This window comes from Dongia sp. agr-C8 (genome assembly GCF_054658695.1).
Map to the genome: position 1 here is coordinate 55,678 of NZ_BAAGHZ010000001.1, position 23,531 is coordinate 79,208.

At 66.2% G+C, this 23,531-nt stretch carries 25 protein-coding genes; 13 read left to right on the forward strand and 12 right to left on the reverse strand.

Annotated elements, in window-relative coordinates:
* Window positions 1-41 precede the first annotated feature (41 nt).
* The 6 genes from ACYQ4T_RS00240 to ACYQ4T_RS00265 all read right to left on the reverse strand — a co-directional run bounded on the left by ACYQ4T_RS00240 (window position 42) and on the right by ACYQ4T_RS00265 (window position 4,842).
* Window positions 42-467, reverse strand: a complete 426-nt coding sequence (locus ACYQ4T_RS00240; protein ID WP_459849762.1) for a cytidine deaminase — start codon at window positions 465-467, stop codon at window positions 42-44.
* Entirely contained in the window at window positions 464-1,243 is a 780-nt protein-coding gene (locus ACYQ4T_RS00245) for a Crp/Fnr family transcriptional regulator (RefSeq protein WP_459849764.1), read from the reverse strand. The genes ACYQ4T_RS00240 and ACYQ4T_RS00245 overlap by 4 nt, the downstream gene beginning before the upstream one ends.
* Before the next feature lie 107 nt (window positions 1,244-1,350).
* On the reverse strand, window positions 1,351-1,707 hold the full coding sequence (locus tag ACYQ4T_RS00250) for a DMT family protein (protein ID WP_459849765.1): 357 nt from the start codon (window positions 1,705-1,707) through the stop codon (window positions 1,351-1,353).
* 185 nt (window positions 1,708-1,892) lie between these two features.
* Window positions 1,893-3,359 (reverse strand): multicopper oxidase family protein, encoded by a 1,467-nt coding sequence (locus ACYQ4T_RS00255; RefSeq protein WP_459849766.1) that lies wholly within the window; start codon window positions 3,357-3,359, stop codon window positions 1,893-1,895.
* A gap of 80 nt (window positions 3,360-3,439) precedes the next feature.
* Window positions 3,440-3,778 (reverse strand): hypothetical protein, encoded by a 339-nt coding sequence (locus ACYQ4T_RS00260; RefSeq protein WP_459849767.1) that lies wholly within the window; start codon window positions 3,776-3,778, stop codon window positions 3,440-3,442.
* A 122-nt stretch (window positions 3,779-3,900) separates the two neighbouring features.
* Window positions 3,901-4,842: a diguanylate cyclase domain-containing protein gene (locus ACYQ4T_RS00265; protein ID WP_459852006.1), complete on the reverse strand. Its 942-nt coding sequence runs from the start codon at window positions 4,840-4,842 to the stop codon at window positions 3,901-3,903.
* Between the two features lie 498 nt (window positions 4,843-5,340).
* On the opposite strand from ACYQ4T_RS00265, the gene ACYQ4T_RS00270 reads away from it, so the two are divergent.
* Complete coding sequence (locus ACYQ4T_RS00270; protein ID WP_459849768.1) at window positions 5,341-5,514, forward strand: Flp family type IVb pilin; 174 nt, start codon at window positions 5,341-5,343, stop codon at window positions 5,512-5,514.
* Between the two features lie 121 nt (window positions 5,515-5,635).
* On the opposite strand, the gene ACYQ4T_RS00275 is transcribed toward ACYQ4T_RS00270, so the two are convergent.
* Entirely contained in the window at window positions 5,636-6,565 is a 930-nt protein-coding gene (locus tag ACYQ4T_RS00275; RefSeq protein ID WP_459849769.1) for a diguanylate cyclase domain-containing protein, read from the reverse strand.
* A 704-nt stretch (window positions 6,566-7,269) separates the two neighbouring features.
* Between ACYQ4T_RS00275 and ACYQ4T_RS00280 the strand changes: the two genes are divergently transcribed.
* The 10 genes from ACYQ4T_RS00280 (at window position 7,270) to ACYQ4T_RS00325 (ending at window position 16,429) form a co-directional block, all read left to right on the forward strand.
* Window positions 7,270-7,443: a Flp family type IVb pilin gene (locus ACYQ4T_RS00280; protein ID WP_459849770.1), complete on the forward strand. Its 174-nt coding sequence runs from the start codon at window positions 7,270-7,272 to the stop codon at window positions 7,441-7,443.
* 7 nt (window positions 7,444-7,450) lie between these two features.
* Window positions 7,451-7,654, forward strand: coding sequence for a Flp family type IVb pilin (locus tag ACYQ4T_RS00285; protein ID WP_459849772.1), 204 nt, complete (start codon window positions 7,451-7,453; stop codon window positions 7,652-7,654).
* A gap of 117 nt (window positions 7,655-7,771) precedes the next feature.
* The gene (locus ACYQ4T_RS00290) at window positions 7,772-8,323 is read left to right on the forward strand and encodes an A24 family peptidase (protein ID WP_459849774.1); all 552 of its coding nucleotides are present in this window, start codon (window positions 7,772-7,774) and stop codon (window positions 8,321-8,323) included.
* 287 nt (window positions 8,324-8,610) lie between these two features.
* Window positions 8,611-9,564, forward strand: a complete 954-nt coding sequence (cpaB, locus tag ACYQ4T_RS00295; protein ID WP_459849776.1) for a Flp pilus assembly protein CpaB — start codon at window positions 8,611-8,613, stop codon at window positions 9,562-9,564.
* 1 nt (window position 9,565) lies between these two features.
* The gene (locus ACYQ4T_RS00300; RefSeq protein WP_459849778.1) at window positions 9,566-11,014 is read left to right on the forward strand and encodes a type II and III secretion system protein family protein; all 1,449 of its coding nucleotides are present in this window, start codon (window positions 9,566-9,568) and stop codon (window positions 11,012-11,014) included.
* Between the two features lie 11 nt (window positions 11,015-11,025).
* Window positions 11,026-11,700, forward strand: a complete 675-nt coding sequence (locus ACYQ4T_RS00305) for a CpaD family pilus assembly lipoprotein (protein ID WP_459849780.1) — start codon at window positions 11,026-11,028, stop codon at window positions 11,698-11,700.
* A gap of 18 nt (window positions 11,701-11,718) precedes the next feature.
* Window positions 11,719-12,933 carry an AAA family ATPase gene (locus ACYQ4T_RS00310; RefSeq protein ID WP_459849781.1) on the forward strand — a complete coding sequence of 405 codons (1,215 nt, stop codon included), beginning with the start codon at window positions 11,719-11,721 and terminating at the stop codon, window positions 12,931-12,933.
* Between the two features lie 66 nt (window positions 12,934-12,999).
* Window positions 13,000-14,409: a CpaF family protein gene (locus ACYQ4T_RS00315; protein WP_459849783.1), complete on the forward strand. Its 1,410-nt coding sequence runs from the start codon at window positions 13,000-13,002 to the stop codon at window positions 14,407-14,409.
* Window positions 14,402-15,418: a type II secretion system F family protein gene (locus ACYQ4T_RS00320; protein WP_459849785.1), complete on the forward strand. Its 1,017-nt coding sequence runs from the start codon at window positions 14,402-14,404 to the stop codon at window positions 15,416-15,418. Before ACYQ4T_RS00315 ends, ACYQ4T_RS00320 begins: the two co-directional genes overlap by 8 nt.
* 36 nt (window positions 15,419-15,454) lie before the next feature.
* A complete protein-coding gene (locus ACYQ4T_RS00325; protein WP_459849787.1) occupies window positions 15,455-16,429 on the forward strand; it encodes a type II secretion system F family protein in 975 nt (324 codons plus the stop codon).
* 26 nt (window positions 16,430-16,455) lie between these two features.
* Here ACYQ4T_RS00325 and ACYQ4T_RS00330 read toward each other — a convergent pair whose 3' ends face one another.
* Complete coding sequence (locus tag ACYQ4T_RS00330) at window positions 16,456-17,286, reverse strand: tetratricopeptide repeat protein (protein WP_459849789.1); 831 nt, start codon at window positions 17,284-17,286, stop codon at window positions 16,456-16,458.
* A 239-nt stretch (window positions 17,287-17,525) separates the two neighbouring features.
* On the opposite strand from ACYQ4T_RS00330, the gene ACYQ4T_RS00335 reads away from it, so the two are divergent.
* Together ACYQ4T_RS00335 and ACYQ4T_RS00340 are read left to right on the forward strand one after the other, a co-directional pair.
* Entirely contained in the window at window positions 17,526-18,062 is a 537-nt protein-coding gene (locus ACYQ4T_RS00335) for a pilus assembly protein N-terminal domain-containing protein (RefSeq protein ID WP_459849791.1), read from the forward strand.
* A gap of 177 nt (window positions 18,063-18,239) precedes the next feature.
* Window positions 18,240-19,976, forward strand: a complete 1,737-nt coding sequence (locus ACYQ4T_RS00340; protein WP_459849793.1) for a TadE/TadG family type IV pilus assembly protein — start codon at window positions 18,240-18,242, stop codon at window positions 19,974-19,976.
* An 88-nt stretch (window positions 19,977-20,064) separates the two neighbouring features.
* Here ACYQ4T_RS00340 and ACYQ4T_RS00345 read toward each other — a convergent pair whose 3' ends face one another.
* From ACYQ4T_RS00345 to ACYQ4T_RS00360, 4 genes are all read right to left on the reverse strand, one after another.
* Window positions 20,065-20,691, reverse strand: coding sequence for a TadE/TadG family type IV pilus assembly protein (locus ACYQ4T_RS00345; protein ID WP_459849795.1), 627 nt, complete (start codon window positions 20,689-20,691; stop codon window positions 20,065-20,067).
* A 2-nt stretch (window positions 20,692-20,693) separates the two neighbouring features.
* Window positions 20,694-21,374, reverse strand: coding sequence for a TadE/TadG family type IV pilus assembly protein (locus ACYQ4T_RS00350; RefSeq protein ID WP_459849797.1), 681 nt, complete (start codon window positions 21,372-21,374; stop codon window positions 20,694-20,696).
* Between the two features lie 168 nt (window positions 21,375-21,542).
* Window positions 21,543-22,007, reverse strand: a complete 465-nt coding sequence (locus tag ACYQ4T_RS00355) for a DNA polymerase III subunit chi (RefSeq protein ID WP_459849799.1) — start codon at window positions 22,005-22,007, stop codon at window positions 21,543-21,545.
* Complete coding sequence (locus ACYQ4T_RS00360; protein ID WP_459849801.1) at window positions 22,004-23,503, reverse strand: leucyl aminopeptidase; 1,500 nt, start codon at window positions 23,501-23,503, stop codon at window positions 22,004-22,006. The genes ACYQ4T_RS00355 and ACYQ4T_RS00360 overlap by 4 nt, the downstream gene beginning before the upstream one ends.
* Between the last annotated feature and the right edge of the window lie 28 nt (window positions 23,504-23,531).

Consider the following 23,531-nt stretch of genomic DNA (forward strand, 5'->3'; position numbering starts at 1 on the left):
GACATTCGTCCGCTGGCTCCGGCGATGACGGACTGGGGCGTTCAGGGCTTGCGGCGGTACTTGTCGGGCAGCAACGACTCGACCGGGCGGCGGTGGATGCCTTCGCCGCCGTCCAGCAATACCGCGGCGCCCGGCGCGAAGTCGTTCAGCATCTCGCGGCAGATGCCGCAGGGCGAGACCAGCTGAGGCTCGCGGTGCTGTTCCCTGGGTCGCGGGTGGCGCACCGAGACGATGGCATCGATCTCCTTCTCGCCGGCGCTCATCGCCTGGCCCAAGGCGACGGCTTCGGCGCAGACCGAGGCGCGGCCGACATAGGTGTCGAGATGGATGCCGGTGTAGATCCGGCCGCTCTTGCCGCGGACGGCGGCGGCGATGTGGTGCCGGTTCTCGAGATAGCGGGTCTTGATGAGCTCGACCGCGGCGTCGATCAGCGCATGATCGGCGGCGGAGACGCCGGGCTTGGTCATGCCGCGCCCTGGCTCGATCCGCGCGTCGTTCCTTCGGCGATCTCGATCAGGCCGTCGAGATCGCGGATCGTGATCGCGTTGTTGTGCTCGATCCGGATATGGCCGGAGGATTTCAGCTTGGTGAACTGGCGCGAGACCGTCTCCAGCGACAGCCCGAGATAGTCGGCGATCTCGCTGCGGTTCATCGGCAGGTCGATCGCCCCCCCTCCGCTTCCATTGGCGGCGACGCCCCGGGCCTTCGCCTTCTGGGTCAGCAGCAGCAGGAAGGTGGCGAGCCGCTCCTGCGCCGTCTTCCGCCCCAGCAGGAGCATCCATTCCCGGGCGAGATCGAGGTCCTCATTGGCGAGGGTCAGCAGCCGGCGCTCGAGATTGGGCATCTCGCGGATCAGCCGCTGGATGGCCGGAAAAGGGAACAGGCAGAGCTCCACCTTGGTCAGCGCCTCGGCGAAGCCATGCGTCGTCTCCTGGGTCGGCGAGCCGACGAAGTCGCCGGGAAACAGGAAGCCGACGATCTGCTGCCGGCCGTCGGCCAGCAGCTTGAAGCATTTGATGGTGCCCTGGACCACGGTCCCGACCAGGGTCGTGGGCTCGTCCGCGGCGAACAAGGTGCTGCCCGGCTCGAAGACCTTGGTGACGGCGATGCCGCGCAGCCGCTCGAGCTCGGGGGCGGAGAGAGCGGTGCAGACCGCGATTTCGCGGACCGCGCATTGCGCGCATTCGTCCGGCACCGCCGCGCTCTCGTGGCGGGGGCAGGTATTGCCGACGACCAGCTTCATCCAAGGCTCCTGGGAGGTGCGCCCCGCATTTCAACCAAGCCTTTCATCGTCCGGTCTGCCGGGTCGAGTCAAGGCGATGGACCTGCGGCAAATCTACCGAAAGGGTCCTACCATTTCTTGAAGATGAAGTAGGCGGCGGCACAAAGGAAAGCAAATCCGACTAGGTGATTCCACTTAATGGACTCGCCCAGGTAGAGCCAGGAGAAGATCGCGAACACCACGAGGGTCACGATCTCCTGGAGGGTCTTCAGCTGCGCCGGCGAGTAGATCGCGCTCCCATAGCGGTTGGCCGGAACCGCGAAGCAATACTCGACGAAGGCGATCCCCCAGCTGACCAGGACCACGGTCCAGAGCGGCACTTCCTTGAATTTCAGGTGGCCGTACCAGGCGAAGGTCATGAACACATTGGAGCACAGCAGCAGCGCGACCGGCGTCAGCGGCGCGGAAAGGGCATTGGCGAACATGGGGAGGGATCCAGGGAGCGTTGCAACGGGTCTGCGGGTTGGCGATTACCATGTTCCCGCCACGCCGGGCAGGGGCCGCGGCGTCGGGGCACCCATGCTGAAACGCACGGGTGCCCGCGAACCGTCGGACGAACCGGGATTTTCGGAGCCGGGGCCGCCTGGAACTGGCGGCGCCGGGCCGTCCGTCAGGCGTAGGCGACCTCGGTCATCATGCCGGTCGCCATGTGATAGAGGTTGTGGCAGTGGAACAACCAGCGGCCGGGATTGTCGGCGTCGAAGGCCAGGGTCACGCTGCCGTTCACCGGCACCAGCACGGTGTCTCTGACCGCACCCGACAGCGGCTTTCCGTTCAGCGCCGTGACCTGGAAGTGATGGCCGTGAAGATGCATCGGATGCGCCATCATGCTCTGGTTCACGAGCTCCACGGCGACGCGCTGGCCGGCCGTGACCGCGAGCGGCACGTGATCCCGCCAGGTCCGACCGTCGAACGACCACTGATATGGCATCATGCCGCCGGTGAGGTTGAGGCGATGCGTGACATCGATCGGCTTTTCGGCGAGCGGTGACGCCGCGGCCAGCCGCGCCTCCAGCGCATTGTCGATCGGCGCCGCCGCCTGGCCGGCCTGGTCGGCGAGCTTGGCGATCGCCGCGCCCGGGGTCGCCAGGATGAAGCCGGTGCGCGCCGAGTCGCCCTCGCGCTGCGCCAGGATCGGGAAGGCGCCGCTCTCCGGCAACGCGATCAGCAGGTCCAGGCGCTGGCCTTGCGCCATCGGGAAGCGGCGGCCTTCGAGCGGCTGCACCGGATTGCCGTCGGCGGCGATCACCGTGCCGCTGAGCGCGCCGAGATCGATCCAGAAGGCGGTCGACGTGGCGCCGTTGATCAGCCGTAGATGCACCCGGCCGGCGCGTTCGACCCGGATCACTTCCGGATCGGCCAGCGTGCGGTCATTGGCGAGGAAGGCGTCGTAGGCGACGTCGTTGAGATCCATGCCGGCCATGCCGCCGCTCATGTTCATGGCGCCATGGTCCATCTGGCCCATGTCCATGCCCGGCATGCTGGACATGCTGCCGTGGTCCATGCCGGGCATGCCGCCTGCTCCGCCGGTCAGGTCGGCGAGGATCTCGCCCGGATCGCGGAAGCTGAAGTCGTGCAGCAGCACGGTCACCTCCTGCGCATCGCGCCGGCGGTCTTCTTCCGTGCGCACGACCAGCGGCGCCGCCATCAGGCTTTGCTCCTGCAGCCCGTGGTGCGAATGCATCCAGTGGGTGCCGCTGCGCGGCGCGAAATCGTAGGCCTGGCGCGCGCCAGCCGCGATCGGCTGCACATAGCCGGTATCGGTGACGCCGTCCTGGTCCGGGCTCGGTGTCTGGCCGTGCCAATGCACGATCAGCGCCTCGTCGATCTCGTTGACGAGCGCGAGATTGAAGCGCTCACCCGGATCGAGCGCGATACCCGACCGGCCGTCCGGGCCGATCAGGCCGAAGACCGAGGCGGCCTTGCCGTTGACCTCGATGGTCCGGCGCACGGCGCGGAGCGTCCGCGCCGTTTCGGCGCGCGCGGGAAATCCCGCCAGGCCGATGCCGGCGGCCAGGGTGGCGCCCAGGGTTGCCGTCGACACCAGAAAACGGCGTCGCGAAAAATTCTGATTCATGAGTTTCATCCAACCAAATGCCTAAGGGTCCGCGCTTGCTCTGGCGCGGATCGGATCGTGCGGTGTGGTTCGCTACGGTTTCAGGCGAGCGGCTTGGGCGGATGGGGCAGCGGGGCGGCGGTGATGCTCGCCGGCTGCAGCAGGGTGTGGAAATCATAGCCCCGCATTTCCGACGCCGCCGGCGCGGTCACGCCGGATGGTGCCACGGGCAGCGCCAGGGTCATGGCACAGACATTGACCGTGCAACAGAGGTCGACGCCGGGAAGATGCCGGACCGGTGCCGGGGCGTGGCGGCCCTGGTTGCAGTCCATGGCGGCATGTTTCTGAGCGGGCGCGGGAGGCGTCATGGCGAAAGAGGCCGGCGCCGCCGCGCCGATCAGGCCGGCGAGCAGGGCAAGGAGCGCGAGGCAGCGCGCCAATTTTCCTAGCAGACGTGACACCAAAGCGCGTCCAGGCAGCCGAAATCCGCCTAGATATGGGCGCTCATCGACGGAAAGGCAAATAGCGATCGCGGGGTGCGCTGCTCGAGCGCAGCCCGTGCTCAGGCCGCCGGCTCCTCGGGTGTCTCCATGTTGGCGGTGACCACCCGGTTCCGGCCGCTGTTCTTGGCCTGGTAGAGCATCCGGTCGGCGAGGTCGAGCAGCTCGTTGGCGCCGACATTGCGGCTCGGCCGGGCCGAGGCCAGGCCGACGCTCAAGGACAGGAACTGCCAGCCGCGGGAATGCTCGTGCGGGATGGCGAGGCGGCGCACCGCGAGCAGCAGGCGGTCGGCCACCAGGGCCGCTTCATTGGCGCCGGTATCCGGCAGCAGGATGACGAACTCCTCGCCGCCGTAGCGCGCGACCAGGTCGGCCGGGCGCAGCGCGGCGCCGGTCAGTGCCTTGGCGACCCGGCGCAAGGCCTCGTCGCCCGCCAGATGTCCGTAGGCGTCGTTGAACTGCTTGAAGTCGTCGACATCGGTCATCAGCAGGGAGAGCGGCGTCTTGCGCCGGATGGCGCTGCGCCACTCCTTCTCCAGGGCCTCGCCGAAGGCCCGGCGGTTGGCGAGCCCGGTCAGGCCGTCGACCGCGGAGAGGCGCCGCAGCTGGTCACGCTGGCGCTTCAGATCGATGTGGTTGCGCACCCGGGCCTTGAGGATCGGCGTGCTCAGGGGTTTGGTGATGTAGTCGATCGCGCCGAGCTCCAGGCCCTTCGCTTCTTCGCGCTCCTCGTCCATCGCGGTCACGAAGACGACAGGTATCTCGCGGGTGACGGGGTCGGCCTTCAGCTGGCGGCAAAATTCATAGCCATCGACGCCGGGCATGCGGATGTCGAGCAGGATCAGGTCCGGCTCCTCGGCGAGCGCGATCTTCATGCCGGTACCGGCCTCGGAGGCCGTCAGCACGCGGTGCTCGCCGCCCAGCATGGTCTTGATCAACTCGAGCGTGTTGGCGGTGTCATCCACCACCAGGACCGTGCTCGACTGTTGCGCAACAATGTTCATCAAGGCGTCGACTCGACTGCCCCCGCTCGCGTTGTCGGGCGAGGCTACCGGATCGGCCCCCCCGGAACAACGCCGAAGGACGGGCCGCCGAGGCCCGCACCCGCCCGCGACGATCGTCATCCCGGAAAATCGGACTTTCGACCGATGCTTTAGGAAAAATACCCGCGTATTCAGAGCGAACTTCGCCAGTATTCTCGGTGCGATTACTGGCGCGCTTCGCTTCGGAATCCCCGAGTAGTAACAGTGCTTTAACAGGTTTACCCGATATTTACCCGCATTCGATATAAACTTAGCAATTCTTCTTTACTAATTATTCAGCAATGCTCATGCATATCAATACATCAGCATGTGGGCGCTGCCGTCGGATTTACTTGTGGACACAGGAAGGACGCTTATCCTCTGTGACGTGGGCCGAGGCGATCTGGAGACGGGAACGTCGCCCCCGACCGACAAAGCGAGACCGCATGGTGCGGGTCGCTGCTTTACGAGGAGAGACCGATGAAGCGCATGAAAAAGTTCTTCAAGTCGGATCTTGGCGCGACCGCCATCGAATATGGTCTGATCGCCGCCCTGATCTCTGTTGTGATCATCGCTGCCCTGCAGCTGACCGGCAACAGCCTGAAGACGGTGTTCAGCAATGTCGGCGGCACGCTGAGCTCGGCGGCCAACTGACGGCGTCCGCTGCGGCAGGTTCGCAGCGGCTGAACAGGGCGGCCCTCCTCCGGGAGGGCCGCCTTTTTTCGTGGCGCCGCTTCTGCTTTCGGGAGCCGCCGCCCGGGCGCGGACGCCTCGCTCAGGCGTTCACTTTCTCCGGCTTGAACTCGATGACCTTGGCCTGGTTGCGGCCGGCGGTCTTGGCCGCGTAGAGCGCGTCGCCGGCCAGCTTGAACAGGCCGGCGCGATCGTTGTCGCGATGCGGGAAGCAGGAGGCGACGCCGATGCTGATGGTCACGATCGGCGCGGCATCGGAATGCGCATGCGGCAGCGCCAGGGCCCGCACCGCGGCCAGCAAACGATCGGTCACCACCTGCGAGCCCTTGGCATCGGTGTCCGGCATCAGCCCGACGAACTCCTCGCCGCCGTAGCGCGCGATCACGTCACCGGGGCGCATCATGGATTTCGCCAGCGCCTGGGCCACCATCTTCAGGCAATCGTCGCCGGCGAGATAGCCATAGGCGTCGTTATAGGCCCGCAGGTGGTCGATGTCGGCCAACAGCAGCGTCAGCGGCGCCTGGTGGCGCGCGGCGCGGCGCCATTCCTTGTCGAAATCCTCTTCGAAGCTGCGGCGGTTGGCGACGCCGGTCAGGCCGTCGATGGAGGAGAGTCGGCGCAGGAAATCGCGCTGCTTCTTCAGCTCCAGCTGGTTGCGCACGCGCGCCAGCACGATCGGCGGGGAGACCGGCTTGGCGAGGTAATCGACCGCGCCCATGGCCAGGCCCTTGGCCTCCTGGCGCTCCTGGTCCATCGCGGTGACGAACATCACCGGGATGTCCTTGGTGAAGGGGTTGGCCTTCAGCCGGTCGCAGATTTCATAGCCGTCCATCCCCGGCATCATGATGTCGAGGATGATGAGATCGGGCTCTTCGGAAGCGGCGAGGTTGAGAGCGTCGGGTCCGTTGGTCGCGGTGACCACGTTGTAGACCTCGCGCAGGACCACGTTGAGGATCGCGAGGTTGGTGGGCGAATCGTCGACCACCAAGATCAGTTCCTTTTCCCTGGTCATGCCGAGTGATGCTCTCCCGAACCCCGTTCCGCCCGGGACTTGTATCATCTTCCGGACCGATGCGAAACCGCAGAGCCGCGGAACCAACCGCACCGCGCCGGCGCCGGATATCGACCATATCCTCGTGCCGTGATGGCTTCGCCAAGCCCGGGCGTCCGCCGCCCGGTCCGCGATCGGTCGACCTGATATGGGCTTCTAATTCTGCCCGGATCTTGTTTCGCCGGAGCTCGTCTTGCCGCGTCCTTGCGGGGCGCTGCCGTGGCGCGATGCCGAGTCTTCACGCGGCCTGCGGCTGCGGTTCCCGGGAGGCGCGCGGAACCCGATCTTCGGCGCGGCGCGTTCCTAGGATTTCTTGCGCGCAAGCTTGCGGGGGGCGTTCCGATCCCGATCGGAACGGACCATCGCGGGTGGCGCCGGAAGTACCGATGATGCCGCTCCGGCCGGGTTGGGCTCGATCGCTCCCGCCGGCCGCCGCTGCGCCCTCTGCTTGGGACCGGGGCCGGCGCCAGGGCCTCGCTGTGGGCGCCATGGCGCCGATTCAATCCATGCCGTGAAACCGGGGGGTTAACGTGCTGACTTGCGGCGCACGGTTAAAACCGGTATCTATTCTATGGATAATCTTCCGCGGGTGGGGCCAGAATCGCCGGGTTCCTGCCAAGCGGTTTTTTGCGTGCTATTGGCGGCGAACAGAGGAAGAGACATCGATGTCGAAGATTCGCAAATTCTTCAAATCCGATCTCGGCGCCACCGCGATCGAATACGGTCTGATCGCCGCCTTGATCTCCGTCGTCATCATCGCCGCGCTGCAGTTGACCGGAAACAGCCTGAAGTCCGTGTTCAGCAACGTCGGGAGCACGCTGAGCTCCGCGGCAAACTAATTGTCACGTGTCTAAGCCGCTCGACGGCGCGGCCGGGCCCGTGCGTAACGGGTTCGGTCGCGCCGAGACCGGCGCCACGGCGATCGAATACGCGCTGATCGCCGCCCTCGTCAGTGTTTTCATCGTGACCTCGGTCGCGCTGACGGGAAACGGGCTGACGTCGGTCTACAACGTTCTGAACGCCGCCATGGTCGGGGTTTTCGGCAATTGACGCCGGCGGGCACCCGCGAAGTCTCGGCCCTCTCATGTTTATCCCCAGTCGATTGGATCCGCGCAAGTCGACCAGAAGCGCCGTCAGGTGCGGCGCCGTCTGGTGGAGCGCCGTCCGATGACCTTCAATCTCGCGCTGGTCCTGGAGCTGGGCTTCCTGCTCGCCATGCTGGTCGCGGCGGTCCGCGACCTGGCGGCCTGGTCGCTGCCCAACTGGCTGACCATCAGCGTCGCGCTCGGCTATTTCGCCTGGGCCTGGGCCAGCGGCGCGAGCTGGAGCGCCGTGGGCTTGGCGCTGGCGGCAGGCGCGCTGGTGCTGGCCGCGGGCTATCTGCTTTTCACGATCAACCTCTGGGGCGCCGGGGACGGCAAGATGGCTGCGGCGGTGGCGCTTTGGATCGGCCTCGGCTTCAACGTCGAACTGTTTCGCTTCTTCCTGGTGGTCTCGCTGGCCGGCGGAGTGCTGGCGATCGCCGCCTTGGCGATCCATTTCGCCACCGGCCAGCCCCAGCTGCCGCCCGGCGATGATGCCGGCCGCGAAGCCGCCCGGCGCAACCCGCTGAAGGCCAAGGCGCGCTATGGCGCGGCGATTGCGATCGGCGGCTTGGATTTCTGGCTGTGGCACAGTCAGGCCGGTTTGCTCGCGCGCGGCCTCATCGGGCTGAGCTAAGCCCGATTTCCTATGAAATTCCCGCCTGCCCAAAGGGTTAACGCTTTGGCCGGCCGGCGCCGGCGCCGCGCGCGCCAACCCCAGCACAACCGCCAATTCCCCCGTTAGCCATCCGCCAATATGGTTAACGCGCGCGAACAACGAGAGCTAGGCCGTTGATTTGGGATACTGAATTGCAATCAAGCCCCTAGCTTATTTGCTAACAATCCGCGATACTGCGCGCAGCGTGGCTCGGATCGGGGGTGATTCGGGGCGTCGCCTTGGGCCATGCATGGAGGGGATTGACTATGCGGCCAATTGTTATCGTCTTGATCGTCCTTGCTCTGGGGACAGCGGCTATTGCCGCCTTTCTGGTGAGCCAGTTTCTGGCATCACAGACGCCAGCACCGACGACTCAGGCGGTGCAGACCGGCACCCAGAATGTGCTGGTGGCGGCGCGCGACATGATGCCGGGGACGGTCCTGACGCCGGACGACATCCGCTGGGAACCCTGGCCTGAGACCTTGATCGACGAGCGCTTCATCGTGCAGCCGGCCCAGGTCGAGAACCAGGCTCCGGCCGCCGACCCGCAGCAGGAATTCGTCGACCGGATTGCCCGCCGCTCGATCATGGCCGGCGAGCCGATGAGCCGCGAAATGGTGATCAAGCAGGGCGACAAGAGCGTCACTGCCGCCAATCTCGCGCCCGGCATGCGCGCCATGACCATCAACGTGTCGCCCAACCAGGGCGTCGCCGGCCTTATTTTGCCGAACGACCATGTCGATCTCTTGATGGACGTTTCGGTGCGGGAGATCGTCGGCCTCGCCGGCTGGAAGGACGTGGTGCTGAAGTACGGCACCGAAACCATCATGCGTGACGTGCGGGTCGTGGCCATCAACCAGAAGCTCGCGCATGACCCCAAGGAAGGCGTGGCGGAGCCCGGCAACCTGGTGACGCTCGAGGTCACGCCGGACCAGGCCGAGCGCATCCTGGTGGCCCAGCAGGTCGGCACCGTGAGCCTGACCTTGCGCAGCATGGTGCCGGGGCTCAACGACAAGGATAAGGGCCAGACTTTCACCATGGACGTGCGGGCCTCGCGGGCGCTCTCCTCGCTGGTCGCCCTCGACCTTGAGGAGGACGAGGAAGCCTTGCCGAAGACCGCGGCCGAGGCGGTCAAGATGGCGAAGGAGCGGGCCAAGCGCAGAACCGATGTCAAAATCAATCGGGGTGGCTCGATCGCCGTCCAGAAGTTCGGTCAATAAGATGCACAAGCATATTCTCGCCGCCATCGTCCTCGCGGTCGTCCCTGCGATCCTGGGCGTGATCCCGGGCGGTTCGGGGGCCTTCGCGCAAACCGTGGTGACGACGCCTTCCGGCCAGGCGGCGCCGGGCCCGTTCCAGGAACTGGTGAAGTCGCTGACCGGCACCCCCAACGAGGTGGTGCCGCTGACCTTGAACAAGACGCTCGAGTTGAAGCTGCCGAACGCGGTCCGCGACGTGATCGTCGGCAGCCCGGCGATCGCCGACGTCGTGGTGCGCTCGCCGACCCAGCTGTTCCTGGTCGGCAAGGCGATCGGCGACACCAACGTCTTCCTGCTCGACGCCGAGGGCAAGATCATCGAGCGGTTCGAGGTCAACGTTCACGCCGACACCGATTCCGTGAAGAATACCCTGTCCAGCCTGCTGCCGGGCGAGCCGATCGAGGTGACCGGCGCCGGCAATTCCATCGTCCTCTCCGGCACGGTGAGCTCGGACGGCGTCGTCACGCGGGCGCAGGAAGTGGCGCGGCGCTTCGTCGATGAGGATGCGAAGATCGTCAACATGCTGCGGGTCGCCAACGAGCAGCAGGTGATGCTGCGGGTGCGCGTCTCCGAAGTCAGCAAGACCGCGATCAAGCAGCTCGGCATCGACTGGAATTTGAGCAACATCGCGCTCGGCGATGGCGTCATCAACGCGGTGCTGCCCGGCGCCACCGCGATCACCACGCCGGCCACGATCGCGGGCGCGGCGACCAATCTCGGTCCGATCGGCTCGCTGGACGTGACGCTCAGCATGCTGGAGCAGCAGAACCTGGCGAAGAACCTGGCCGAGCCGAACCTGGTGACCGTCTCCGGCGAGGTTGCGAACATCCTGGTCGGCGGCGAGACGCCGATCCCGACCGCGCAGGACAACAACTCGATCACCGTCGAGTTCAAGCCGTTCGGCGTGGCGCTCTCCTTCCTGCCGGTGGTGCTGGATTCCGGGCGCATCAGCCTCAAGGTGGGCACCGAGGTCAGCGCCCTCGACACCACCAACCAGGTGACGCTCTGCGCCGGCTGCTCGCCGGTCAGCGGCTTGAAGGTGCGGCGCGCGAACAGCGTGGTCGAGCTGCCGAGCGGCGGCAGCCTCATGCTGGGCGGCCTGCTGTCGAACGACATCACCACCGGCCTGCAAGGCATCCCCGGCGCGATGAACCTGCCGGTCCTCGGCCAGCTGTTCCGCTCCAACCAGTTCATCCACAACGAGACCGAACTGGTCATCACCGTGACCGCCCTGTTGGTGAAGCCGGTGCAGCCCAAGCTGCTCTCGGTGCCGACCGACGGCTTCGCGCCGGCCAGCGATCTCGACAACTACTTCCTCGGCCACCTGCAGAACATCTACGTCAAGCAGCCTGTGCCGACCGGCCACAACGCCCCGGCGTTGCAGGGGCCGATTGGCTATATCATTCAGTGAGGGAAGCGAAGATGGCAGCTTCACGATTGCTGATCCCGTCTGCGCTGCTGCTGGCAGCGCTGCTCGGCGCGTGCAACGCGCCGGACCTCGCATCCTACGACCCGCACGTCAAGTTCGGGGCGGACGTGGTGCAGAAAACGGCGGTTCTGTTCCTCGAGCCTTCCGCCAACGGCGCGGTGCAGAACGAGGATCGCCCGCGCCTGGCCGAGTTCGGCAAGGACTTCCGCGACCGTAATGCCGGCCCGATCGGCATCGCCATAGGCGCCACCTCGCCGGCCGACCCGGCGGCCGTCGCCTTCGCCGGTCATATCCGCGATGCATTTGCCGCGCAGGGCATCCCGGCCTCGGCCGTCAATGTGACGCTGCATCCGGAATGGAGCTCGGGCGCCGCGCATCGCGCGACCGTCATGTTTCCGATCTACGTGGCCGAAGTGCCGGATTGCGGCATGACCAACGAATATGCGGAAATCAACTTCTACAATCAGAATTGGGGCAACCTCGGCTGCTCGACCGAGCGCAACGTGGCGCTGATGGCGGTCAATCCGCTCGATCTGCAGCAGATGCAGCCGCCGTCTGGCCGCTGGGGCCAGCGCAGCTACGACGTTGTGACCAAATACGCGTCCGGACAAGTCATCGCGAGCCCGATCGAAGCCGAGCCGAGCTCAACGACGACAGGCGCCCAGTAAAGGAATAGGAGTGCCCGCGTGATTCATCGCTTCAACATCGAAGCGTTTCCGCTGAGCCGGGAGACCGAGGCGGCGCTCGAAGGCCTGCGCGCCGAACGCGAGTTCTCGAAGGTGAAGCTCGCCATCCTGTTCGGCGGCTTGCCGCGGGCAGTGAAGCATTACGCCGACAACCCGAGCCCGCGCGTCATCATCGTCGAGGATCCGAGCGGCATCGACCAGCTCATGAAGAACCTCGAGCAGATGGCCGAGGTCGTGGAGCCCGGTCGCAAGGTCATCGTCATCGGCTCGATCAACGACGTTCAGGTCTATCGGCGCCTGGTCAGCCAGGGCATCGCCGAATACCTGGTCGGCCCGGTCTCGACCCAGGAGATCGTCGAGGCGGTCGTGGAATCGATCCGCGACCCATCGCAGAAGGAGCAGGGACGGCTGATCTCGTTCATCGGCGCCCGCGGCGGCGTCGGCAGCACGACGGTCGCCTGCAACGCCGCCTGGGCCCTGGCCGACACCGCCAAGTCCGAGACCATCCTGGTCGATCTCGACCTCAACTTCGGCACCGCGGCGCTTTCCCTGAATCTCGATCCGAAGCAGGCCGCGGGCGACGCGCTGATCGACACCGAGCGGCTGGACGCGACCCTGGTCGAGCGCTTTCTGATGGAGCATGACGAGCATCTCAGCGTCATCTCGACGCAGGGCACGCTCAAAGAGCTCTATCGGCCGACCTCGGAGAGCGTCGAGCGCTTGATCGACATCACGCGGCAGATGGCCTCGACCGTCGTGGTCGATTTGCCGCGGCAATGGACCGACTGGGTCTCCAACCTGCTGGTTCTCTCCGACGAGGTGGTGATCACCGCGGCGCCGGATCTGAGCAACCTCCGGGACGCCAAGATGCTGGTCGATTGGATGCGCAGCCGCCGCGGCGAGCAGGCCAACGTGCGCCTGGTCCTGAACAAGCTCGACGCCGGCAAGAAGACCCAGCTCTCGGTGAAGGATTTCCAGGAATCCCTGCGCCTGGTCCCGGTCGGCGTGTTCTCCTGGGAGCCGCAGATCTTCGGCCAGCTTTCGAATAACGGTCAGGTTTTCGGAGAAGGCGCGCGGTCCCACAAGGCCGCCGCGACCTTCCGGCAAATCGCGACGACCTTGGGCGCCCGGCAATCCACCGCCGCGCGGGCGCCCAGTGGCGACCACTCCCTGCTCGGCTGGCTGAAGAAGAAGCCGAAAAAGCAGGCGAGTTGACAGTCGGCGCTTCCGGCCCGAAGCTTGAGCCAAAATGGCTTTTTGAAGCGAGGAGCCTGAACAGGAATGTTCGGCAAGCGTAACAATCCACCGGCCACCGGCGGCAGCCGCGCGCCGGCCGTCGCGGAAGCGCCGGCAGCACCGGCTCCAACCCCGGCACCGCGTCCGCCGGCAGGCGGCGTCGGCGGCCGCGGCGGCGAGCTTGATTCCCGTCTGGCGGAAATCAAGCTCAACGTGTTCAACGATCTGATGGCGACCGTCGATCTCGGCGAGTTCGCCAAGCTCGATCACAAGTCGGTGCGCGACGCGATCAGCGAGATCGTCTCCGAAATCATCAACATGCGGAACCTGACGCTGTCGGCTGCCGAGCAGCAGATGGTGATCACGGAGATCTGCAACGACGTCCTCGGCCTCGGGCCTTTGGAGCCGCTGCTGGCGCGCGACGACATCGCCGACATCATGGTGAACGGCGCCGACAAGGTCTACATCGAGACCAACGGCAAGATCGAGCTCACCGACATCCGGTTCCGAGACAACCAGCAGCTGATGAACATCTGTCAGCGCATCGTCTCGGCGGTCGGCCGGCGCGTCGATGAAGCCAGTCCGATCTGCGACGCGCGTTTGGCCGACGGCTCCCGCGTCAACGTGATCGCGCCGCCGCTCGCGATCGACGGGCCCGCGCTCACCATCCGAAAATTCCGCCGCGACCGCCTGACGCTCGACAAGCTGGTGAAGTTCGGCTCGATCACCCCGGCCGGCGGCCGGCTGCTCGAGATCATCGGCCATTGCCGGATCAACACCATCGTCTCCGGCGGCACCGGCTCGGGCAAGACCACGCTTCTGAACTGCCTCACCAACTACATCGACCGCACCGAGCGGGTCATCACCTGCGAGGACGCCGCCGAGCTCCAGCTGCAGCAGCCGCATGTGGTGCGCTTGGAAACCCGCCCGCCCAACCTCGAGGGCGTCGGCCAGGTCTCCATGCGCGATCTGGTCAGGAACTGCCTGCGTATGCGTCCCGAGCGGATCATCGTCGGCGAGGTCCGCGGACCCGAGGCCTTCGACCTGCTGCAGGCGATGAACACCGGCCATGACGGCTCGATGGGCACCATCCACGCCAACAATCCCCGCGAATGCGTCTCGCGTATGGAGAACATGATCGCGATGGGCGGCTATAACCTGCCGGCCAAGACCGTGCGCGAGCACATCGCGGGTGCCATCCAGGTGGTGGTCCAGGCAGCGCGCCTGCGCGACGGCTCGCGCAAGATCACCCATGTCTCGGAAGTGATGGGCATGGAAGGCGAGGTCGTGACCCTGCAGGATCTCTTCGTCTACGAGATCACCGGCGAGGACGCGCAGGGCCGCATCACCGGCCGCCACCGCTTCACGGGCCTCCGACCCGGCTTCTGGGATCGCGTCCGCTATTTCGGCAAGGAGCGCGATCTGGCCGAGGCGATGGAGGCCGGCAGTGCCTAACCTCGCCGCGAATCCCCAGCTCCTGATCTACGGGATTGCGGGGCTGGCGGCGGTGGCCATGCTCCTGCTCGGTTTCGGCATCTATGCCGCCGTCACGGCGCCGCAGGCGCGTCTGAAGCGCCGCATCAGCAGCGTCGTCGGCGATCCCCTGCCGGTGCTGGCCATTCCCGGAACCGGCCGCAAGGACGTGAACGCGGCCGGCAAGCGCAAGAAGCAGATCCAGGAGCGGCTGAAGCACGCCGAGGAGGCGCGCCAGAAGCGCCGCGGCTCGCGGCTCCGCGAGATGCTGGTCTTCGCCGGCCTCAAGATCTCGCCGCAGCAATTCATCATCTATGCGCTGGCCGGCGGCGCGATCCTCATGGGTCTCGCCTATATTTTCGGTGTGCCGCCGATCCTGCTGCCGGCCGTCGGGTTGATCGCCTTTCTCGGCATTCCGAAATTCGTTCTCAGCTTCCTGATCAAGCGGCGCCTGAAGAAATTCATCGCCGCTTTTCCCGATGCGATCGACATCATCGTCCGTGGCGTGCGTTCGGGTCTGACGGTCGGCGAGTGCCTGGCGATCATCGCGCAGGAATCGCCCGATCCGGTCGGTCCGGAATTCCGCCTGGTGAACGAGGCGATCAAGCTGGGCCAGCCGATGGCCGACGCGCTGCAGCGCATGAGCGATCGCCTGCCCAGCCCGGAGTTCCGCTACTTCACGATCGTGCTCGGTACCCAGCAGACCACCGGCGGCAACCTGGCCGAGACCCTGGCGAAGCTCTCCGACGTGTTGCGCCAGCGCAAGAAGATGAAGGACAAGGTGCAGGCCATGTCGAGCGAGGCCAAGGCCTCCGCCGGCATCATCGGCTCGCTGCCGCTGTTCGTCATGGGCGCGCTGACGTTTCTGGCGCCGGACTACGTGGCGCTGCTCTTCACCACCGAAACCGGCAACTTCCTGCTGGCGATCTGCGTCGTGGTCATGGGCACCGGCGTGATGGTGATGCGCAAGATGATCAATTTCGACATGTAGCGACCTGACGGGCGCTGCGTCGCACGGAGGCCTAGGATGCATATCTTCGACGACTGGGAATTCGGGTTCGATCTTGCGACCGTGATCATCTGCGTCGCCTTCATCGCCGCCTTCGCGTCGGTGATGGCGGTGGCGTCGATCTTCCTGCAGAACGACAAGTTCGCCGCCCGCCGCAAGGCCGTCGCCTTCAAGCGCGACGAGCTGCAGATCCAGCAGCGCGAAGGGTATAGCAACCGTCGCCGGCTCCAGCCGACGCGCTCGGAAAGCGCGATGCGCGGGGTCATCAAGCAGCTCCGGCTCGAGGACATGCTGGAGCAGAAGGACCTGAAGCGCCGCCTGATCCAGGGCGGATACCGCACCACCTCGGCGCCGGTCACCTTCACCTTCGTGCGGCTGGCCATGCCGATCGGCCTTGGGCTGCTGGCCTTCTTCTACAGCCTGTCGCTGTTCCCCGATTGGACCTGGCAGGGCAAGCTGATGGCCGCGGGCGTCGGCATCGGCTTCGGCTACCTGCTGCCGAAGCTCTTCCTCACCAACGCCGTGCAGAAGCGGCAGAAGACCCTGACCCGCGCCCTGCCGGACGCGCTCGACCTTATGGTGATCTGCGTCGAGTCCGGCATGTCGATCGAGGCCGCCTTCAACAAGGTCTCCGAGGAAATGGCGGAAACCGCGCCGCTGATGGCCGAGGAGATGGGGCTGACGGCGGCGGAACTCGCCTATCTCGGCGACCGCCGCAGCGCCTATGAGAATCTCGCGGAACGCACCGGCCTTGCGACCTTCCGCTCGCTGACCACCACGCTGCTGCAGTCGGAGAAATACGGCACGCCGATCGCGACCGGCCTGCGCGTGATCGCGCAGGAAAATCGCGACGCGCGCCTCAACGCCGCGGAGAAGAAGGCGGCGGCGCTGCCGGCGCAGCTCACCGTGCCGATGATCATCTTCTTCCTGCCGGTGCTGTTCATCGTGATCGCCGGACCCGCCGGAATCCAGGTCGCCGAGCTGATGAAGTAAGGCGCGCGCGGCGCCGGCTCGTGCCGCTATTGGACGCTTGACCCGCCCGGCGGCGGTGCCGACGCAGCGGCCTTGGCCGCGTTGGAGATCATCCGGAAATAGGCGTTGTTGTTGTCGGCGACGTCGGGCGGCAGATCCTTGCGCGCGAGCCGCTCGGCCGCGTCGGGATCGCCTTTCAGCGCCATCAGCAAGGCCAGGTTCTGCCGGGTCTGCGCCGAGGCGGTCGGCTGGTCGACGGCCTGCTCCAGCGTGGCGACGGCGCCGTCGAGATCGCCGCTCGACGCCTGCGACAGCGCGAGATTGTTGAGCACGGTCGGGTTGCTGGGCGAGGCAATCAGCGCCTGGGCATAGACGTCCCGCGCATCCGCGTAATTGCCCTGATAGTCATAGGCGACGCCCAGCGTGGAGAGGATCTCCCAGTCGTTCGGCGCCTGCTCCTTCGCCTCGAGCAAGGTGGGCAGCGCCAGATTATCCTGGTCGGCGGCGAGATAGGCCTTGCCGAGCTCGGTCAGCAGCGGGGGCGTCCGGCCCTGCTTGGCGATCAGCCGGCTGATCACGGCGATCGAACCCTGCGCCTGGCCGGCGAAACGCATGTTCCGCGCGAGGTTCAGGGCCAGTTCATGGTCGTCGGGGTTCTGCGCGAGCAGACCCTGGTAGATGCCGACGGCCTCGCTGTAGTTGTAGTTCGCCTCCGCCTGCTGCGCCGCGCGGAGCTGGGCGCCCTGCAGCGCGGTCGCGTCCGGCTTCACCTCGGTCGGCACCGGGGTACAAGCCGCGAGCAGCAGCCCGGCCGCAACCGTTGCCAGCAAGGCCCTGCGCCGGCCCTTCGGGCCCAATCGCCGTGTCGTCCCGACCATAGGGCAGTCTCCCCCGTGGTGGGTCTGCCGACTCCCGGACCAGCTCCGGGCCCCGAGGCAGGCCGCAACCAATTGATCATCTTATACATTTTCCACGGGAACGCAGCAAGCGGCATCCGCTGGCGGCGGCGTCCCCCGCAATCTGCATTGCCGCGGGCCCGCTTCTCGACTAGGATTAACAATTACCGGTTAAGGGTTGAGTCCGTTGTCGAACGGACGCGACCGGTGTGGAGGGGAAAATGCGCCGTCTGTTCGTTCTGGTGCCGATGCTGGCGGCATTGCTCATGGCCAGCGCCGCGATGGCGGATGGGCTCAATATCAACTGGCGCGAGGCGCGGGTGGTCAAGCTCGCCAAGCCGGCCTCCAGCATCATCGTCGGCGATCCGACCGTGGCCGACGTGACCCTGGACACGCCCACCACCGTCATCGTGTTCGGCAAGACACCCGGCGAGACCAACATCCTCGTCCTCAGCGGCGATCAGGAACTGCTCCTGGATTGGCCGGTGGTGGTGTCGCCGGTCTCGGCCCGCCATGTCAGCGTGCTCAACGCGATCGGCAGCACCGAGGCCCCGACCGAGGTGCTTTACGCCTGCGGCACCGAACGCTGCTCGCGCGTCCTCTCGCCCACCGATGTCCAGTTCAACGCCTCGGCCAGCAGCACCACCAGCAGCGACACCGACGCCAGCAAGTCGGCCTCGTCGTCCGAGAACAGCTACAGCTACGGCGTCGATCTGAACCAGAACGTCAACAAGACCACCACCGAGACCCAACAGTAGCCCTGGTCCCGGTGTGAGCCTTGGCTCGCGACGCCCGGAATCTGTCCGGCCGCATACCCGGGTGTTGGCCTGGGGTATTAATTCGAGCTAAATCAACGCTTTAACTCAGCGGGCCCCGATTGTCTAACGGGCGCTTCGCCCGTATCATGGCGCGGTGGGGCGAAAGAGGATCGGACCATGTCGATACGTTATGTTGCGTCTGGACTGAAGACCCGCCTGGCCGCCTTGGCCGCCCGGAACCGGGACTCCTACCGCCGCTACCTGCGCGGCGAGAGCGGCGCCATCGCGATCTATTTCGGCCTCTCCTGCCTCGTCTTCATCGGCGTGGCCGGTCTCGCGGTCGATGCCGCGCGCGGCTACCTGGTGAAGGCGCGGCTCTCCGAGGCGATCGACGCCGCGGCCTTGGCCGGCGGCAAGGCGCTGCAGACCGCCGGCGATCCCCTGAACAACAAGGTGAAGGCCGACGCGCTCGCCTTCTTCAACGCCAACTTCCCGAACGGCGCGATGGGCGCCAATGTGGTGACGCCGGTCATCAACGTCACCAACAACAACACCCTGGTCACCGTCTCGTCGAGCGCCACGATCCCGACCACTTTGATGAGCGTGCTCGGCTTCCAGCAGATGACCATGGCCGCCGCCGGCACGGTGGCGCGCGCCCAGAGCGGCCTCGACGTGGTGTTCTCCTTCGACGTCTCCGGCTCGATGGGTTCGCCGATGTCGAAGATCAACGCGCTGAAGAGCAACGCGACGGCGCTGGTCGATTCGCTCTATAAGCCGTTCACCACCGGCGGCCAGACCCAGATCGTCACCGTCGCCGGCGAAGACTATTCGCTGCTGAACATCGGCGTGGTGCCCTGGAGCTCCAAGGTGAACGTGTTCACCTATCCGAACACGACACCCGGCACCGTCACCGGCCCGACCGGCTCGACCTACACCCACCCGATGGGCGGCCGGAAGTATCCAGCCCTTGTTTCGCCTTTCGCCCTGACCTCCACCCGGCCGGGCGTCTACACGGCGGCGAATTCGGAAGTCCCGCTGCTGCTCAACCCCAGCTCCGGCACCGAGGTGCCGGGCGGCTGGCGCGGCTGCGTCTACGCCCGCTATTGGGAAGACGGGCTCGAGAGCACCGATGCCGACACCACGCTCGGCCCGACGGCGGCCTGGCCCGGCTGGGAGCCGATCCCGACCAACGAGGGCGAGGACTACAGCTCCTTCCGCGACTGCTACGCCGCTTATTGGAACCAGAACTCCGATGCCAGCGTCCCCGGGCCCGATCTCCCGGTGCCCAATCCCGGCTGGTGGGTGCCGCCGTTCGGCGCACGCCCCTTTGGCAGCTGCGCCGATTGCCCGGCCGTCGGCATCCTGCCGCTGCAGACCACGGCTGCGACGGTCAAGACCATGATCAACAGCCTGACGCCGGGTGGTGCCACCGACGCGCCGCAGGGCCTGTTCTGGGCCTGGGAAGTTCTGATGCCGGGCACGCCCTTCGACGAAGCCAAGGTCAGCCCGCCGTTCCAGCGCGCCCAGGCGATTGTGTTCATGACCGACGGCCAGAACTGGGGCAGCAACGGCGATGCCTATCACGGCTGGTTCGGCGATGGGACCGGCGCCGGCACCACGACCAGCAAGGGCAACATCACGATGCCCGACGGCACCAGCGTGAAGAACAACCTCGACAACCGCCTGCTGCAGCTGGCGGCGAAGATCAAGGGCACCAACCCGCTCGATCCCTCGGCGGTGAAGATCTACGTGATCCAGTACGTGGAGCCGAACGAGGATCTGAAGACCCTGCTGAAGGCGGTCGCGACCCAGCCGCAGGCGCCCTATTACTACTTCGCGCCCGACACCGCGTCGCTGGCCACTGTCTTCGACCAGATCGCCGCCAGCCTCTCCGCCCTGCGCATCGTCAAGTAGCGCATCGCCGGCCGAGAACTGAAAACGCCCGCCGAGCCGGTCAGGCTTGGCGGGCGTCGCCTTTTCGCCGGCTTGCGTTACCGCCTGCTCAGCATTGGGTGGCGGGGGGCGTGCAGGTGAGCGGCGGCGGGGTCATCAGGTTCTTGTTGCGCGGCCGCGTATAGGAAACCCGGTAAAGGGTCGAGCCCGAGTAGATCAGCGTCGAGAAGATCGGCTGATAGGTGAAGTAGACCTCGGCGGCGAGCACTTCCTCATTGGATCCCGGGCGGAGATCGACCGGCAGGCTGGTGCCGCTGGTGATCTTGCTGGCGGGCCCGGTGCCGCCGTTGTTCCGCTGCCAGGTCAGCGCGAGGCCGGCGCCGCCCGGGTTGTTGATCGAGCTGACATAGATCTTGCCGTTGGTCTCGACGTTATATGGCTGCATCATGACCTTGCCGGCGGCGAAGATATCGGTGAGCTGGTTCTTCTGCAGCGGCTCGTCCGCCTGGGCCACCAGGTCGGCGACGCCGGAAGCGGTGCGGGAGATCTTCTGCACGATCAGCACGTAGCGCGGCACCTCGAAGCAGCCGAGCAGGATCAGCAGCACGACCGGCAGCACCAGGGCGAACTCGATCGCGGTGACGCCCCGCTCGTCCTGCAGGAACCCTTCGCCGGCGACGCAGCGGCGCAACCGGGCCGGCAGTGCTTTCGAGAGGAAGCGGTTCTTCAGTCGCATGCTCAGCTCTTGCAGAAGCTGCTGCCGGAGAGGTTGGGCTCGTTCTTGACCACGATGCTGGAGCTCATCGGGATCATGTAGCGACCGGGTCTGCCCGGATCCGGCTGGCCGAGCCACTGGCCGATGATCGGGGTCAGGATCTTCCACTGGTAGCTCACGGTGTAGACCACGATGTTCCCGGCCGCACCCACGCCAGTGCCCGAACTGCCGGCCACGTCCCGGACCTTGTTGCAATTCGTGTCGGAGAAGGGCTCGCCGCTGTCGTATTGGCCGTTGCCGTTGAGGTCGCTGTATTGCTCGCCGTCCTTGACCGCGCTGAAGCTGCTGAAGACCTGGGTGGTGATCGTCGCCGTGTTGAGGTCGATCAGGTCGAGCGTGTTCTCGTTGAGGATGTAGCCGATCGTCATCAGCCGCGGGTCGTTACCGACCTTGAAGGCGGTCGGCACCTTGGCCTGCTGTGCCGCATCGAGCGTCTCGCCGGTCTGCGAGGTGATGCCGTAGCGCGAGGCTTCCTTGAGGCCGCCTTCCAGGGTCACCAGGCTGGCCATGCACAGGCTGATCTCCATGATCCCGAAGGTGATCATCAGGACGATCGGGAAGATGAAGGCGAACTCGATGATGGTCGCGCCCTCGCTCTGGCGGGCGAAGCGCCGGAACCTGGCTTGAGAGAAATGGCCGTTCATGGACCCTTACCCGCGGCGGACGAAGCCGGACCGTTAACCTGCTTAATCTATGGCTCGGGCGGCTTAAAGTCCAGTTAGCACCCTGAATCTCCTAGCAAAAACGCCAAAGCTTGCACCGGTATGTGATCTGGGTCGCCGCAGCGGGACCCCCGGTTCAAGCCTGCCGGATCAGGCCCGGGCGGTCTCCTGCCATTTGCCATTGTCGCCCTGCTGGAAATAGACCACGGCATGGCCGGCTTCCTTGCAGGCCTTCCACTCGGTCCGGGCGGCGGCGACCGCCGCCGCGTCATGGCCGTCGAACAGCGCGCAGACCAGCTTGAAATCGCCGATCCGGGGGTGCCGGGCGCCGTCGGAAAGGATCAGCACCGCGGCGCCGTTGGGGTTCTCGGCCGCGTCGCCGGCGGTGGTCAGGTAGATCGGCTGGCGGGCCGCTTCGCCGTCCCGGGCGGTGCCGTGGGGCAGGAAGGAATCCGGCTTGTAGGTCCAGAGCAGGGCCGCCAGCGCCTCCACCCGCTCGGTCGAGCCGGCCAGCACCAGGACGCGCTCGGCCCGCTGATGGCAGCGCTCGAGGATGACCGGCAGGACCTCCTCGAGCCGCGCCCGTTGCAGGTGATAGAAGCGGACCTCGGTCACTTATCCTCATAGTGGTCGGCGACCAGCCGATCCAAGAGCCGCACACCGTAAGCGGTCGCGCCCTTCGGCACGGTCGGCGTGTCCTTGTCCGACCAGGCCATGCCGGCGATGTCGAGATGCGCCCAGGGCGTGCCCTTCTGGATGAAGCGCTGCAGGAACTGCGCCGCCGTGATGCTGCCGCCGTAGCGCCCGCCGATATTCTTCATGTCGGCGGCGGGGCTGTCGATCAGCTTGTCGTAGGCCGGCGCCAGCGGCATGCGCCACAGCAACTCGCCGGTATCCTTGCCGGCCTGCGTCAGCCGGTCGGAGAAGGTGTCGTCGTTGCAGAACAGGCCCGCGTGCACCTGGCCCAGCGCCACCATGATGGCGCCGGTCAGGGTCGCGAGATCGACGATCGCCACCGGCTTGAACTGTTCCTGGGTGTACCAGAGCGCGTCCGCAAGGACGAGCCGCCCTTCGGCATCGGTGTTCAACACCTCGATGGTCTGGCCCGACATCGAGGTGACGATGTCGCCCGGCCGCTGCGCGGTGCCCGACGGCATGTTCTCGACCAGGCCGACCACGCCGACCGCGTTGACCTTGGCCTTGCGCGCGGCCAGCGCCCGCATCAAGCCGATCACCACGCCCGATCCCGCCATGTCCCACTTCATGTCTTCCATGCCGGCGGCCGGCTTGATCGAGATGCCGCCGGTGTCGAAGGTGACGCCCTTGCCGACGAAGGCGATCGGCTTGGCCTTGGCGTCGTCGGCGCCGTTCCAGCGCATCACCACCAGCTTCGATTCCCGCTCGCTGCCCTGGCCGACGCCGAGCAAGGCGCCCATGCCGAGCTTCTTCATCTCCGGCACGCCCAGCACCTTCACCTCGACATCGACTTCCGTGAGCGTCTTTGCCTGCTGCGCCAGCGTTTCCGGATAGATCACGTTGGCCGGCTCGGAGACCAGGTCGCGGGTCAGGAAGATGCCTTCGCCGATCTTCTCCAGCGGGTCATAGGCCTTCTTCGCGGCATGCGCTTCCGCGGTGCCGATGGTGAGCTTCTTCAGGCTCGGCTTGTGCTCCGGCTTCTCCTTGGTCTTGTACTTGTCGAACCGGTAGCTCCGCAGCTGCGCGCCAAAGGCGATGTTGGCGGCGATCTCGGCCTCGGAGAGCGGCGCGCCGGGGATCGCCTCGATCAGTACCGTCGCTTCCTTCTCGCCGGCGGCGTTGAAGGCGGCGACCAGCCGGCCACCGATCGCCTGCGCGGCCAGGGCGTCCAGCTTCTGCGCGGTGCCGAGGCCGATCAGCAGCACGCGGTTGACCGCGACGCCCGCCGGCGCCAGCAGGGTCAGGTGGTCCTCGGTGCCGCCCTTGAACCGGCTGGCGCCGATCGCCCGGTTGACCGCGCCCTTTGTCAGCTTCTCGACTTGCGCGGCATGGGATCCGAGCTTGCGGCCGTCCATGACGCCAACGGCCAAACTGCCGGTCTCCGGCAATTCCGGCTTCGCGAATGCGATTTTCATGCTTTCCTCGGCGATTGCGACCGGTGAT